Origin of the sequence: Nocardioides marmorisolisilvae (assembly GCF_003725775.1) — a bacterium.
In the GTDB taxonomy this organism is placed as follows: Bacteria; Actinomycetota; Actinomycetes; order Propionibacteriales; family Nocardioidaceae; genus Marmoricola; species Marmoricola marmorisolisilvae.
This window is the reverse complement of sequence record NZ_RJSG01000002.1, coordinates 1598262-1611903: the sequence shown is the minus strand read 5'-3', so window position 1 is coordinate 1611903 and position 13642 is coordinate 1598262. Positions and strand designations below refer to the sequence as shown.

Here is a 13642-nt window from a genome sequence, read left to right as displayed (position 1 = left end):
CGGCACCCACTAGGGTCGAGTCGTGCCAGACAATGAGCGTCCCCGCCTGCTGCTCCTCGACGGCCACTCGCTGGCCTACCGCGCGTTCTTCGCGCTGCCGGTCGAGAACTTCTCCACGGTCACCGGGCAGCACACCAACGCCGTCTACGGCTTCACCTCGATGCTGGTCAACGTCCTGCGCGACGAGCAGCCGACCCACGTGGCGGTCGCGTTCGACAAGTCCCGGCACACCTTCCGCCTCGAGGAGTACTCCGAGTACAAGGCGAAGCGGAACAAGACGCCCGACGAGTTCAGCAGCCAGCTCTCGCTGCTCCAGCAGCTCCTGGACACCTTCAGCATCCGGCACCTGATGATGGACGGCTTCGAGGCCGACGACATCATCGCGACGTTGACCACCCAGGCGCTGGCCGCCGGCTACGAGGTGCTGATCCTCACCGGCGACCGCGACTCGCTGCAGCTGGTCACGCCGGACTCCACGGTCCTGTATCCGATGCGGGGCGTCTCCGAGCTCGCTCGGATGACTCCGGACGCGGTCCAGGCGAAGTACCTGGTGCCGCCGCACCGCTACCCGGAGCTCGCGGCTCTGGTCGGCGAGGACTCCGACAACCTGCCGGGCATCCCCGGGGTGGGGCCGAAGACCGCCGCCAAGTGGATCGAGACGTACGACGGACTCGACAACGTCATCAACCGGGCCGACGAGGTCGGCGGCAAGGCGGGGGAGAACCTGCGCGCCCACATCGACGACGTGATCCGCAACCGGCGCCTGAACGCACTTGTCCGCGATCTGTCGCTGGAGCTCGGCCTCGACGACCTGGGCCGCACCGAGTGGGACCGGCAGTCCGCGCTCGCGCTGCTCGACGAGCTGGAGTTCCGGGGCGAGCTGCGCACCCGGATCATGGACGTGCTGGCGCCGGAGGACGAGCCCGAGGTGGAGGGTGGCTTCGACCTGGCGGGGGAGACCGTCGCGCCCGGTGAGCTGGCCGGATTCCTGGACGGCTTGGGCAACGACGCGACTGGCCTGCACGTCCGGGGCAGCTGGGGCTCGGGATCGGGTCGGGTCGAGGGCCTCGGGTTCGCCCAGGGCAGCGGCCGCGCGGCCTACGTCGACGCGGCCGGCCTGACCCCTGAGGACGACCAGGCGCTCGCGGACTGGCTGGCCGACGCGGGGAAACCGAAGATCCTGCACGACGCGAACGGTCCGCTGCTCGCGCTCGGCGCGCACGGCTGGACGGTCGACGGTCTGGTCAGCGACACCGCGATGATGGCCTACCTCGTCGCGCCCGACCAGCGCTCCTACGCCCTGGCCGACCTGACCCTGCGCCACCTCAAGCGCGAGCTCAAGCAGGAGAGCGGGGACGACCAGGGGCTGCTCTTCGAGACCGGTGACGAGGTCGCCGAGGCGGCGATGCTGCACGCGCGTGCGGTCGTGGACCTGTGCGCGGTCCTCGCCGGAGAGCTCGACGACCGGGGCGGCACCCGGCTGATGGACGAGATCGAGCTGCCGCTGGTCGAGGTCCTCGTCGGGATGGAGCGGGTCGGCATCGCGGTCGACCACGACTTCCTGGCAGGGCTCGAGTCCGAGTTCGGCGACCAGGTCCGCGAGGCCGCGACCGAGGCCTACGAGGTGATCGGCAAGGAGATCAACCTCGGCTCGCCCAAGCAGCTCCAGGTCGTGCTCTTCGAGGAGCTCGACATGCCGAAGACCAAGCGCACCAAGACCGGGTACACCACCGACGCCGACGCGCTGCAGGACCTGTTCGCGAAGACCGAGCACCCGTTCCTCGCACACCTGCTGCGGCACCGCGACGTGTCCCGGCTCCGCCAGACCGTCGAGGGCCTGATCAAGACGATCGCCGAGGACGGCCGGATCCACACCACCTTCAACCAGCTGATCGCGGCGACCGGTCGGCTTTCCAGCACCGAGCCGAACCTCCAGAACATCCCGGTGCGCACCGAGGAGGGCCGCCGGATCCGCGAGGCCTTCGTGGTCGGCGACGGGTTCACCGAGGTGATGACGGCCGACTACAGCCAGATCGAGATGCGGATCATGGCCGACCTGTCCGAGGACGCCGGCCTGATCGAGGCGTTCAACTCCGGCCGCGACTTCCACCAGGTCACCGCGGCCCGCGTCTTCGGGGTCGAGCCGACCGAGGTCAACACCGAGATGCGGGCCAAGATCAAGGCGATGAACTACGGCCTGGCCTACGGCCTGTCGGCGTTCGGGCTCTCCCAGCAGCTCAAGATCGACACCGGCGAGGCCCGGGGGCTGATGGACGAGTACTTCGAGACCTTCGGCGGCATCCGGGACTACCTGGCCGGCGTGGTCGACGAGGCTCGCAAGACCGGGTTCACCGAGACGATCATGGGCCGCCGCCGGTACCTGCCCGACCTGACCAGCGACAACCGCCAGCGCCGCGAGATGGCTGAGCGGATGGCGCTGAACGCCCCGATCCAGGGTTCGGCCGCGGACATCATCAAGGTCGCCATGCTCAACGTGGACCGCGCCATCAAGGCCGAGGGGCTCGCGTCCCGGATGCTCCTGCAGGTGCACGACGAGCTCGTCTTCGAGGTGGCTCCGGGGGAGCACGACGCCCTGGAGAGCCTGGTCCGCAAGCAGATGGCCGCGGCCGCCGAGCTCACCGTGCCGCTGGACGTCTCGGTCGGGGTGGGCGCCAGCTGGCACGCTGCGGCCCACTAGCCGCACGCGAGAACGAAACCGACAAGTAACCACATTCCGGTCGACTCGTTGTTCTGGGCAGACCTGCCCCGAGGAGACCCGCATGACCGCCACCACCCTGTCCCCGCTGATGGCCCAGTTGCTGCTGGTCGCCCTCCTCGCGTCCTGCGTCGTGCTCGCGGCGTACAGCAAGTGGTCCCTGGTCCGGGAGGCCCGCGGGCTGGAGATCCACGCCCACGCGGACGGCACCGTCCACGAGCACTTCCGCGGGGACGCCCCGCACACGCACCCGACCCTGGCCGAGCGTCACGAAGAGCTCCTGTCCCGGGTGTTCCGCGACCGCGTCTGACGCTCGGGCGAGCCCGATCCGGGCATATCGGCCTAGACCAGTCTGATCGTCTTCAATCACCCTCCGTTTTCGGAGTCATGATTTCCCGCCCCACGCGTCTCGTTTAAGAGATACACGTGGAGATGCGCTACTTTGTGCGCAAATGTTCCGGAATGAACCGGTTGGGAGGCCGGTCCGGAACTTGTCTGTGGGAGGAGATGCGCAGCTATGCGTAGACAAACTTTGTACGCCGGTGCCGTCCTGGCCCTGGCCGCGATGGGCGCGGTCATGGCTGGGTCGGCTCTCGGTCTCGAGCTCGAGTCCGTCGCCCTGCTGGGCGCGGCCATGGGTGCTGTCGTGGCGCTGGTCCCGGACCGCACGCCGACGACCCAGCTGGCCGGTTTCGCCGCCGGGTTCGTGATCGGCTGGTCCGGCTACATCTTCAGGGCCCAGTTCATGCCCGACACGACCGCCGGACGCGCGGTCGCGGTCGGCTTCGTGGTGATGGCCTGCGTCGCGGTCGCGTTCCTGACCAACGACCGCATCACGCTGTGGACCGTGATCCTGGGCGCGGGCGCCTTCGCCGGCGCCTACGAGTTCGCCTACAACCAGGCTCCGCCGGAGATCCTGTCGACCTCGGTGAGCACCGCCACCACGATGGCGTTCAACGTCGCGCTCGGCTTCCTGGCCGGCGTCGTGGCCGGTCCGGTCGTCGCCGGTGCGCAGGGGATGCGCCGTGGCCGTCCGACCCCGGACGCCCCCGAGGGCGACCACGTCGACGCGCCGGTCGAGGCTCCGGTCGCGACCAGCGCCGCAGCGACCGACGAGCGCGAGTTCACCACCCTGTCCGAGTTCATGAAGGAGACCGTCCGATGAGCGCCCTGAGCGCCCGGCGCGCCCGCCGGATCGGGGCCACCGCGGCCGCGATCACGCTGGCCGGCCTCGCCATCAGCCCGTCGCTCGCGGCGGCCGCGACCACCGAGGGTTCCGGGGTCGACGTCGTCAACACCGAGACCATCCAGGTCTACCTCGGCGCCGACGGCCACCTGGAGAGCAAGCGCGTCTACGAGCAGCTGGCCCTGACCGGCCACGGCCCCGTCGACCTGCTCAACCCGGTCTCCACCGACGGCCTGCGCAACATCGACGGCTTCGGCGGCTTCAAGCTCGACGGCAGCAAGCAGGTCATCAAGACCACCGTCGACGGCACCAAGCAGTACCGCTCGGTCAGCAACTACGACGGCGCGCTGCCGGTATCGGTGACGCCCACGTACACGCTGGACGGCAAGACCGTGAAGCCCGGCGACGTCGTCGGCAAGTCCGGCAAGCTCCGGGTCGACTTCACGGTGGCCAACAAGACCGTCACCCCGAAGGAGCTCACCTTCGACGACGGTGCCGGCGGCACCATCACCAAGACCGTCAACGTCCCGGTCCCGCTGGTCGGTCAGCTGACCACCACGCTGCCGAAGAGCTTCACCGAGGTGAAGCCGGACGCCGTGGCCAGCGCCGCGGGTGATGGCACCGGTGGCACCGCGCTGACCTACAACATGACGCTGTTCCCGCCGATCGGCGAGACCACCACCACGTTCGGCTACTCGGCCACCATCAAGAACGGTGTCGTGCCGCGCGTCGAGGTCGGCCTGCTGCCGGTGGACCCGCTGGCCAGCCCGACGTTCAAGACCGCCTCGGACGGCTACAGCACGGGTGCGACCACCGGTGCCGAGCTGGTCTCGGGTGCGTCCCAGATCGACAGCAACCTGCTCAAGCTGCGCGACGGCGCGTCCACCCTGGTCGCCGGTCTGCTCAAGCTGAGCGACGGTGCCGACCAGCTGCACAGCGGTCTCGCCGACGATGCCGCTCCTGGTGCGCGCAAGCTCGCCGCGGGCGCCAAGCAGCTGTCCAGCGGTGCGAGCCAGGTCAACGACGGTGCCGGTCAGCTGCACCAGGGCACCTCGGACGCCCTTGCGGGCGCGGACCAGCTCAAGGACGGCCTCGGTCAGATCAGCGGCGGTCTGAGTCAGCTCGCCGACCAGCTGCCGGCCGCCGGTCCCGGCATCCAGCAGTTGATCGACGGCGTCAACCAGATCACCGCCGGTTTCGGCGCGGCCGGCCAGGCCGGCACGCTGATCGACGGCCTGACCCAGCTGAACGCGGGTGCGACCGCGCTGAAGACCGGTCTGACCGGTCAGGTGGCCCCGGGCATCGGCCAGGCCAAGGCCGGGGTCGACCAGGTACGCGCCGGTCTGAACGCCGCCGTGACTGCGGGTGGTTCCATCGACCAGTTGCTCGCCGGCCTGAACGCGATCAAGAACAACGCCCTGCCCGGCATGGACTGCGGTCCGGTGTGCCAGGGCACGCTCGCGGCGGGCGTCATTCCCGGCGTGCAGCAGAGCAAGACCGACCTGTCCACGGCGTACGCCGGGCTGGGCCTGGTCTCCGGTGGCCTCCAGCAGGTGCTCGACGGCCTCAACGGCCAGATCGTGCCGGGTCTGACCCAGCTCGAGGGTGGTGCAGCAGCGGCCAAGGCCGGCGCGGCCCAGCTGAAGGCGGGCAACCAGCAGGTGGCTGACGGGCTGACCGAGCTCAAGGGGAAGCTCGCGGCGGCGATCGCGGGCGTGCTCCAGCTCAACTCCGGTGCTGCCGACGCCTACGCCGGCTCGGGCGACCTCGCCAGCGGGCTCGGCCAGCTGGACGCCGGCACCGGTGACCTCGCCGACGGCACCGCCAAGCTGTCCTCCGGCGCATCGCAGGTCTCCGGCGGCGCCGGAGACCTGGCGGACGGTCTGGGCACGGCGGCGGACGGCTCCGGCCAGATCGCCGACGGGCTCAAGCAGGCCTCCGGCAAGGCGCCGGAGATCCCGGACGGCGCCAACCGGCTCTCGAAGGAGGGCACCAGCAAGATCGTGACCTCCGGCAAGGAGACGGTCGCGAACTACGGCCAGCTCTACGCCGAGCTCGCCGCCGGTGCCAAGCGGGCCCAGACCGAGTCGATGGCGTTCGGTGCCCCGGCCGGCGCCGAGGGTCTGACCGCCTACTCGTTCGTCATCCGTGGCGACGACGGCGAGTCGAGCCGCAACGTCACCCGGTCCGCAGCGGCCCTGGCCCTGGTGGCACTGGCCACCGGCGTCTCGGTGCTGCGCCGCCGGATGGTCGCCGCCTAGCCCGGACTACTGGGCCAGATCGGCCACGTAGAGAGCCGTGCCCGGGGTCAGTCGGCCCCGGGTGCGGCTCCAGCCGCCCCAGACCCGGTCGTGGTCCGCCGGCCACTCCGGCTCGACCAGGTCGACGATCCGGTAGCCGTGGGTGGACAACGCCCGGACCCAGTCGCCCAGGGTCCGGTGGTGCTCCACGTAGGAGGTCTCGCCGGTCTCGTCGTCGACCTCGACGTACGGCGTGCGGTCCCAGTAGGACTGGTTGGCCAGCAGGCCGCCCTCGCCAGGGTCGTCCTGGAACATCCAACGGGTCGGGTGGGTCACCGAGAACGCCAGCCTGCCCCCGGCCCGCGTGACCCGGGCCATCTCGCCGACCAGCGCGTCCGCGTCGGCGATGAACTGGAGCGCGCCGAACGCGGAGAAGACCACGTCGAACGCGTCGTCCGCGAAGGGGATCGCCGCCGCGCCGGCGCACACCACCGGCACCCGGACGTCGTGCTCGAGGTCGATCCGGCGGCTGTGCTGCAGCTGGCGCATCGAGACGTCGAGGCCCACCGGGCGTCCGCCGCGGGCCAGCACCCACCGGGAGCACTGTCCCGCCCCGCAGCCGAGCTCCAGGACGTCCTTCCCGGTGACATCGCCGAGCGCACCGACGTGGTCCTCGCGGACGCCCTCAGGCCCCCAGAGGAACCCGTCGTCCCCGAGGAATTCGCCGTGGGTGGCCTGGTACTCGTCGGCGTAGCGGTCCCAGTCGGCCCGGTTGGCCAGCAGCGAGTCGCGCTCGTCGACCGGCCTGCGCTCGGGCCGCACCGGCCTGTGCTCGAACATGGGGCTGATGATGGCAGGTCCGCGGGGGAGGCGCTGGTTGGACTCAGGCCCCAATTCCGCCGTATTCTGTGCGTTGCGCCAGAAGTCTGCCTGAGTCTCAGACGTAGCAGTCTCTAGCTCGCTGTCAGCCCGGTGAACGTAGCGGGTAAGCGAAAAACATTTCGTGATGGTGAAACAGGACGTTCTGCGTGCGCCCACAACAACATCTGTCCACCAAGGATCCCATCCCTTATGACCACCACCCCCATCCTTTCCGACGCCCCCCAGGTCGCGATCAACGACATCGGCTCCGAGGAAGACTTCCTCGCCGCGATCGACGCGACCATCAAGTTCTTCAACGACGGCGACATCGTCGAGGGCGTCATCGTCAAGGTCGACCGCGACGAGGTCCTCCTCGACATCGGCTACAAGACCGAGGGCGTCATCCCGTCCCGCGAGCTCTCCATCAAGCACGACGTCGACCCCAACGAGGTCGTCCAGGTCGGCGACTCGGTCGAGGCCCTGGTCCTCCAGAAGGAGGACAAGGAAGGCCGCCTGATCCTGTCCAAGAAGCGCGCCCAGTACGAGCGCGCCTGGGGCACCATCGAGCAGGTCAAGGAAGAGGACGGCGTCGTCACCGGCACGGTCATCGAGGTCGTCAAGGGCGGCCTGATCCTGGACATCGGCCTGCGCGGCTTCCTGCCCGCGTCGCTGGTCGAGATGCGTCGCGTCCGCGACCTCCAGCCGTACGTCGGCAAGGAGCTCGAGGCGAAGATCATCGAGCTGGACAAGAACCGCAACAACGTCGTGCTCTCCCGCCGTGCGTGGCTCGAGCAGACCCAGTCCGAGGTTCGCCACGGCTTCCTGACCCAGCTCCAGAAGGGCCAGATCCGCAAGGGCGTCGTCTCCTCGATCGTCAACTTCGGTGCGTTCGTGGACCTGGGCGGCGTCGACGGTCTGGTGCACGTCTCGGAGCTGTCCTGGAAGCACATCGACCACCCGTCCGAGGTCGTCACGGTCGGTGACGAGGTCACCGTCGAGGTTCTCGACGTCGACATGGAGCGCGAGCGCGTGTCGCTGTCGCTCAAGGCGACGCAGGAGGACCCGTGGCAGCACTTCGCCCGGACCCACCAGATCGGCCAGATCGTGCCGGGCAAGGTCACCAAGCTGGTGCCCTTCGGCTCGTTCGTCCGCGTCGAGGAGGGCATCGAGGGCCTGGTGCACATCTCCGAGCTGGCCGAGCGCCACGTGGAGATCCCGGAGCAGGTCGTCCAGGTCAACGACGACGTCATGGTCAAGATCATCGACATCGACCTCGAGCGTCGCCGGATCTCGCTCTCGCTGAAGCAGGCGAACGAGACGTCGACCGCGGCCGAGGCCGAGGACTTCGACCCGACGCTGTACGGCATGAGCGCGTCGTACGACGAGGCCGGCAACTACATCTACCCGGAGGGCTTCGACCCGGACACGGGCGAGTGGCTCGAGGGCTACGACGACCAGCGCAAGGTCTGGGAGGACCAGTACGCCAAGGCGCACGCCCGCTGGGAGGCCCACGTCAAGCAGCAGGCCGAGGCGAAGGTTGCCGAGGTCGAGGCTGGCGAGGCCACCTCGTACAGCAGCGAGGCTCCCGAGGCCGAGGGCGGCTCGCTCGCCTCGGACGAGGCGCTGCAGGCGCTCCGCGAGAAGCTGACCGGCGGCAACTGACGCCAACGATCGAAGGGCCCCGACCAGCAGGTCGGGGCCCTTCGTCGTTCCTCAAGGTCGGCACTCCTAGCATGGGGGCGTGGGGTACGGCCGTTCGCTGGTGAGCCGCGCCCTGGGCCTGGTGCTCGGGGTGACGGTGAGCGCTGCCCTGAGTGCGGGCCTGGGGGCCACCGCGGCCTCGGCGGTCAACGACCCGACCCAGTACGACCCGGCCTGCCCGCCTGCGGCGGCCCCGGACCCGGCGTCCGATCCGGTGAAGATCCTGCTGACCGGGGACTCGATCACCAACGGCACCTCGGGTGACTACACCTGGCGGTACTTCTTCGACCACCGGTTGCGCGCTGCCGGGGTGAACTTCGACTTCGTCGGGCCGTGGAGCGACCTCATCGACTACACCACCTTCGAGTGGGGTCACCACGAGTACGCGGACTGCGACTTCGACCAGGACCACGACGCGCGCGGGGGAGCCCAGCTCGCCGAGCAGCTCGAGCCCTCGACGCTCAGCCCCGACGGGCACAGCCGGATCCGCTGGGCGACCGAGACCTACGACCCCGCCGTGGTGGTCGAGTTCTTCGGGTACAACGACCTGACCAAGCCGCGCGACCGCAGTGACCTGACGAGCGCGCCGTACACGGTCGACGAGCTGATCGCGAACGCGAAGAAGTACATCGACGAGGTCCGGGCCGCGAAGCCGGACGCGACGATCGTGATGGCGAACCTGGCCTACGCCGAGGTGCCGAACGGATCCGCGCAGAACAAGCTGCTGGTCTCCGAGGCGCCGGACTACAACAGCAAGCTGGCGGCCAAGGTGCCGACCTGGTCGACCGCGCAGAGCAAGGTGGTGCTGGCCGACGTCGCCAACCCGTCGTACTGGCGCGGGTATGCCGACACCTACGACGGGGCGCACCCGAACGCCCAGGGCGAGGTCGACCTGGCGGCCGGCATGGCGGACGCGTTCGCCCAGCTCGGGATCGGGCAGGCGGCGACGCTCCCGCTGCCCGTGATGCCGCTCGGTCCGCGCACGGTCCCGCAGCTCACCGGCCAGGGCCGGTTGCGCTCGGTCGCCCTGTTCTGGAAGCCGGTGCCGGGGGAGACCCGGATGCTGGTCTACTGCCGGGATCCGGCGGTGTCCTCGACGTGGAACCGTCTGCCGGACGTGGACCGCACCGTCGACAGCTCCGGTGTCGTCCACGGCAACAGCGTGGTCCTCACCGAGTGCGCCCCGGGCGGCCCGACCCTGAGCCAGGGCCACGGGTACGAGTTCGCCGTCCGCGCGGCGAAGGTGCGCGCGGTGGCGAACGACATCCTCTCCAACACCGTCGCCGTCACTGTGCCGATCCAGCTTGCGCGGGTCCAGGGCCTCTCAGGTTCGGCCGGGGCGCACCGGGTCACGCTGACCTGGAACGCCGTCAGCGACGCCGAGCAGTACATCGTCTACTGGCGCAAGCACGGGAGCACCGCGGCGTACAGCACCAAGTCCGTGACCGGCACGAGCGGATCGGTGAGCAACCTGGTCGCCGGCCGGGCCTACGACTTCCGGGTGCGTGCGACGGGGGCCGCGCCTGCCGGTCCGTACGCCGACCCGGTGACCGTTACCCCGCGCGGCTACATCACCACGGTTCCGGCGCGGCCCTCGCTGGTGCGCGAGTCCGCCCACCGGGTCCGGATCTCCTGGCACTCGGTTCACGGAGCGACGCGTTACCAGGTGCAGATCCGCAACGGCTACGGGGCCTGGCGGACGCTGGCCTGGACGTCGCGGACCAGCTACCTCAGTCCGAGCCTGACCGCGGGCAAGTCCTACGCCTTCCGGATCCGCCCCTACGACCAGGACGCCCCCGGCGGGGTCTCCGGGTCCAGCCGGATCACCGCGTGACACCCTGCTGCCATGTCCTCGGTTGATCCCGGCATCTTCGACGCCCCGCTTCGCGACCAGTTCGAGACGTTCATCGACGAACACAGGGCCGGCCTGACCGGCTGCCTCGACGGGCTCACCGAGGAGGAGGCGCGTCGCTCGCTGGTGTCCTCGAAGACCACGCTGCTCGGCCTGGTCAAGCACGCCGCTTTCGTCGAGAAGGTCTGGTTCGACGAGGGGATCAGCTGCCGCTCCCGGGAGGAGATCGGGATCCCGTCCACCCCGGACGAGTCCTTCGAGCTCACCGAGGAGGACACCATCGCCTCGGTGCGTCAGGCCCACCTGGAGGCCTGCGCGGCGTCCCGGGCGGCGACTGCGCCGCTCGGTCTGGACGACCTGATCCTCGGCAACCGCCGCGGACCGCTTCCGCTGCGCTGGGTGTACCTGCACGTCCTGCGCGAGCTGGCCCAGCACTGCGGCCACGCCGAGATCCTGCGCGAGCAGATCCTCGACACGCGCAGATAGTCCCGGGCGATCCGCACCGTTTCTGCGTCGGAAAGCAGCCGGATTGTTGGGGACTAACGGCTCAACGCAGCGTCGGCACCGGCTGACGGCGGCCGCGGACGACGGCTCCGAGGTCGTCCACGTCGGTGTACCCGGTCCCCGGGCCGGCGAAGTTGTCGCGGCGGACGAACACGACCAGCGACACCAGGCCGCTGACCATGGCGATGATGGCGATGGCTGAAGTGATGATCTCGTTCATGGCAGTAATCCTGCGCTCATCTCATTCCTGCCAACAGTGGCAGGAATGACACCTACCCTCGCTTTTCTGCCATGTTCGTGCGACCCTGGGCAGATGCTCAAGAACGTTGCCGTGATCGTCTTCGACGGGGTCGCCCCGTTCGAGCTGGGAGTCGTCTGCGAGGCCTGGGGGATCGACCGGACCGAGCACGGCGTCCCGGCCCTGGAGTTCGCCGTCTGCGCCGCCACGCCCCGGGTGCGCACCAGCATGGGCTTCGACCTGCACGTGGAGCACGGACTGGACCGGGCCGCCCAGGCCGACCTGATCTGCGTCCCCGCCGTGAAGGGCGTCGACTCGGTGCCGCAGGAGGTCCTGCAGCTGCTCCGCGACGCGGTTGCCCGCGGCGCCCGGGTGCTGTCGGTCTGCTCGGGATCGTTCGTGCTCGGGGAGGCGGGGCTGCTCGACGGCCGCGACTGCACCACCCACTGGATGCACGCCGAGGATCTCCAGGCGCGCTACCCGCGGGCCCGGGTGATCCCCGAGGTGCTCTACGTCGACGAGGACCCGGTGATCACCTCCGCCGGATCCGCGGCCGGCCTCGATGCCTGCCTGCACCTGTGGCGCAAGGAGTACGGCGCGAAGGTCGCCTCGATGGTCGCGCGCCGCATGGTCGTGCCGCCCCAGCGCGACGGAGGGCAGGCCCAGTACATCGCCCGCCCGGTGCCGGACTGCGATGCGCCGACGCTCGGCCCGTTGCTGACCTGGATCACCGAGAACCTGGGCGAGGACCACAGCGTCGAGGCGCTCGCGCGTCGCTCCCACATGTCGCCGCGCACGTTCGCCCGCCGGTTCCGGGCCGAGACCGGTGCCACGCCGCACGCCTGGGTGACGAAGCAGCGGGTGCTTGCCGCCGAGGAGCTGCTCGAGGCCAGCGACGCCTCGATCGAGTGGATCGCCGACGAGGTCGGCTTCGGCAATGCGGCGACCATGCGCCAGCACTTCACCCGGGTGCGCGGCGTGAGCCCGCAGGGCTACCGCCAGTCGTTCAGCTGCTCGGAGGAGGAGATGGGGCGACCTGCGTGAGCGACCGACGCAGGATCTTCCCCGTCAGGGTCCTCGGGATCGCCTCGAGTCGCTGGTAGTCCTTCGGCCGCTTCGGCGGTGAGAGCCGTTCGCGTGCCCACGCGGTCAGCTCCTCGGCCGTTGCCGGCCCGACGTAGGCCGCGCAGACCCGCTGGCCCCAGCGCTCGTCCGGTACGCCGAACACGGCGACGTCGGTGACCCCCGGGTGCTCGGCCAGCGCGTTCTCGACCTCGGCCGGGTACACGTTGACCCCGCCGGTGATCACCAGGTCCTCGCGACGGGCGTCGAGGTAGAGGTAGCCCTCCTCGTCGAGGTGGCCGAGGTCGCCCACGGTGAACGCGTCGCCGCGCCACGCGGCCTGTGTCTTCGCGGGCGCGTTGAAGTAGGTGAAGCGGGCGTGCTCCGGGACGGCGCACCAGATCAGGCCGTCCTCGTCGACCGCCAGCGTGCGCCCGGGACGGGCCCGTCCGACGGTGCCGGGGTGCAGCAGCCACTCCTCGCTGCGGCAGGCGGTGAACTGGCCCTCGGTCGATCCGTAGAACTCCCAGGTCGACCCCTCCGGGAAGACCCGGATCAGGCGACGCTTGAGCGGGTCGGGGCAGGGGGCGCCGGCGTGAGCGACCAGCCGGAACGAGTCCAGGTCCGGCCAGGCGTGCTCGTCCCAGTGCTCGAAGAGCCGCTGCAGGTGGGCCGGGGCGACGAACATCGAGGTCGGTCGGTGCTCCGCGATCGCCGCCGTCATGGCGGCAGGTTCGAACGCTCCCGGGGCCACGATCCGGCCACCCGCGAGCAGCGTCCCGATCGCGAAGCGCAGCGGAGCCGAGTGGTAGAGCGGACTGACCACCAGGTTCACGTCGCCCGCGTTGAAGCCCCAGAGCAAGCGCTCCTCGGCGAGCAGCGCGGCTGCAGCTTGGACGTCGAGCACGCCGCTGTAGACGCCCTTGGGCGCACCGGTCGTACCGCTGGTGACGTGCATCGGCCGGGCCAGCGGGACGTCGCCGGGTGCCCAGCCGAGCGCCAGTGCCTCGAGCTCGCTCGGATCGGTGACCACCAGCGTCGGCTCGAGGTCGGCGAGGATCCCGGCACGCTCGCTCTCGGTGAGGCGGGGGTCCATCGGGATCGGGATGATGCCGCGCACCAGCAGGGACAGCACCACGTCGACGTACCGGGCCGAGCCGGGGACCAGCAGCGCGACGCGGTCACCGGGGGACAGGTCGGCCGGGCTCACGCCGGCCATCCTCGCAGGCGCCGACGGGCTCGAGAAAAAAGGTCGGACCGAATCGGGAACTCGCCTCTGCGA

The 13642-nt window shown here is 70.1% G+C and carries 11 protein-coding genes; 8 read left to right on the top strand and 3 right to left on the bottom strand.

All coding sequences use genetic code 11. From position 1 onward, the window contains the following. The first annotated feature begins 22 nt into the window (after window positions 1-22). From polA to EFL95_RS11870, 4 genes are all read left to right on the top strand, one after another. Window positions 23-2698: a DNA polymerase I gene (gene polA / locus EFL95_RS11885; protein ID WP_123234165.1), complete on the top strand. Its 2676-nt coding sequence runs from the start codon at window positions 23-25 to the stop codon at window positions 2696-2698. Window positions 2699-2780: 82 nt separating this feature from the next. Further along, window positions 2781-3026: a hypothetical protein gene (locus tag EFL95_RS11880; RefSeq protein WP_123234164.1), complete on the top strand. Its 246-nt coding sequence runs from the start codon at window positions 2781-2783 to the stop codon at window positions 3024-3026. A 207-nt stretch (window positions 3027-3233) separates the two neighbouring features. Then, complete coding sequence (locus EFL95_RS11875) at window positions 3234-3881, top strand: hypothetical protein (RefSeq protein WP_148045037.1); 648 nt, start codon at window positions 3234-3236, stop codon at window positions 3879-3881. After that, window positions 3878-6163: a hypothetical protein gene (locus EFL95_RS11870; protein ID WP_123234162.1), complete on the top strand. Its 2286-nt coding sequence runs from the start codon at window positions 3878-3880 to the stop codon at window positions 6161-6163. Before EFL95_RS11875 ends, EFL95_RS11870 begins: the two co-directional genes overlap by 4 nt. A gap of 6 nt (window positions 6164-6169) precedes the next feature. Here the strand turns inward: EFL95_RS11870 and EFL95_RS11865 are convergent, their stop codons facing one another. After that, window positions 6170-6982 carry a class I SAM-dependent methyltransferase gene (locus EFL95_RS11865; protein WP_123234161.1) on the bottom strand — a complete coding sequence of 271 codons (813 nt, stop codon included), beginning with the start codon at window positions 6980-6982 and terminating at the stop codon, window positions 6170-6172. Window positions 6983-7213: 231 nt separating this feature from the next. Between EFL95_RS11865 and rpsA the strand changes: the two genes are divergently transcribed. The 3 genes from rpsA (at window position 7214) to EFL95_RS11850 (ending at window position 11042) form a co-directional block, all read left to right on the top strand. After that, window positions 7214-8665, top strand: coding sequence for a 30S ribosomal protein S1 (rpsA, locus tag EFL95_RS11860; protein WP_123234160.1), 1452 nt, complete (start codon window positions 7214-7216; stop codon window positions 8663-8665). Window positions 8666-8744: 79 nt separating this feature from the next. Then, on the top strand, window positions 8745-10538 hold the full coding sequence (locus tag EFL95_RS11855; protein ID WP_123234159.1) for a fibronectin type III domain-containing protein: 1794 nt from the start codon (window positions 8745-8747) through the stop codon (window positions 10536-10538). Between the two features lie 12 nt (window positions 10539-10550). After that, window positions 10551-11042, top strand: a complete 492-nt coding sequence (locus EFL95_RS11850; RefSeq protein ID WP_123234158.1) for a DinB family protein — start codon at window positions 10551-10553, stop codon at window positions 11040-11042. A 61-nt stretch (window positions 11043-11103) separates the two neighbouring features. Here EFL95_RS11850 and EFL95_RS19545 read toward each other — a convergent pair whose 3' ends face one another. Then, window positions 11104-11280, bottom strand: coding sequence for a hypothetical protein (locus EFL95_RS19545; protein WP_183407137.1), 177 nt, complete (start codon window positions 11278-11280; stop codon window positions 11104-11106). A 93-nt stretch (window positions 11281-11373) separates the two neighbouring features. Here EFL95_RS19545 and EFL95_RS11845 point away from each other — a divergent pair, with 93 nt between their 5' ends. Beyond that, window positions 11374-12342: a helix-turn-helix domain-containing protein gene (locus tag EFL95_RS11845; RefSeq protein ID WP_123234157.1), complete on the top strand. Its 969-nt coding sequence runs from the start codon at window positions 11374-11376 to the stop codon at window positions 12340-12342. Here the strand turns inward: EFL95_RS11845 and EFL95_RS11840 are convergent. After that, window positions 12305-13579, bottom strand: coding sequence for a class I adenylate-forming enzyme family protein (locus EFL95_RS11840; RefSeq protein WP_123234156.1), 1275 nt, complete (start codon window positions 13577-13579; stop codon window positions 12305-12307). The genes EFL95_RS11845 and EFL95_RS11840 overlap by 38 nt on opposite strands. Window positions 13580-13642 lie beyond the last annotated feature (63 nt).

Coding starts and splice junctions, on each gene's coding strand:
- EFL95_RS11870 (WP_123234162.1), top strand. CDS start 3,878: ATGAGCGCCCTGAGCGCCCGGCGCGCCCGCCGGATCGGGGCCACCGCG.
- EFL95_RS11845 (WP_123234157.1), top strand. CDS start 11,374: ATGCTCAAGAACGTTGCCGTGATCGTCTTCGACGGGGTCGCCCCGTTC.
- EFL95_RS19545 (WP_183407137.1), bottom strand. CDS start 11,280: ATGAACGAGATCATCACTTCAGCCATCGCCATCATCGCCATGGTCAGC.
- EFL95_RS11875 (WP_148045037.1), top strand. CDS start 3,234: ATGCGTAGACAAACTTTGTACGCCGGTGCCGTCCTGGCCCTGGCCGCG.
- rpsA (WP_123234160.1), top strand. CDS start 7,214: ATGACCACCACCCCCATCCTTTCCGACGCCCCCCAGGTCGCGATCAAC.
- EFL95_RS11840 (WP_123234156.1), bottom strand. CDS start 13,579: ATGGCCGGCGTGAGCCCGGCCGACCTGTCCCCCGGTGACCGCGTCGCG.
- EFL95_RS11865 (WP_123234161.1), bottom strand. CDS start 6,982: ATGTTCGAGCACAGGCCGGTGCGGCCCGAGCGCAGGCCGGTCGACGAG.
- EFL95_RS11850 (WP_123234158.1), top strand. CDS start 10,551: ATGTCCTCGGTTGATCCCGGCATCTTCGACGCCCCGCTTCGCGACCAG.
- EFL95_RS11880 (WP_123234164.1), top strand. CDS start 2,781: ATGACCGCCACCACCCTGTCCCCGCTGATGGCCCAGTTGCTGCTGGTC.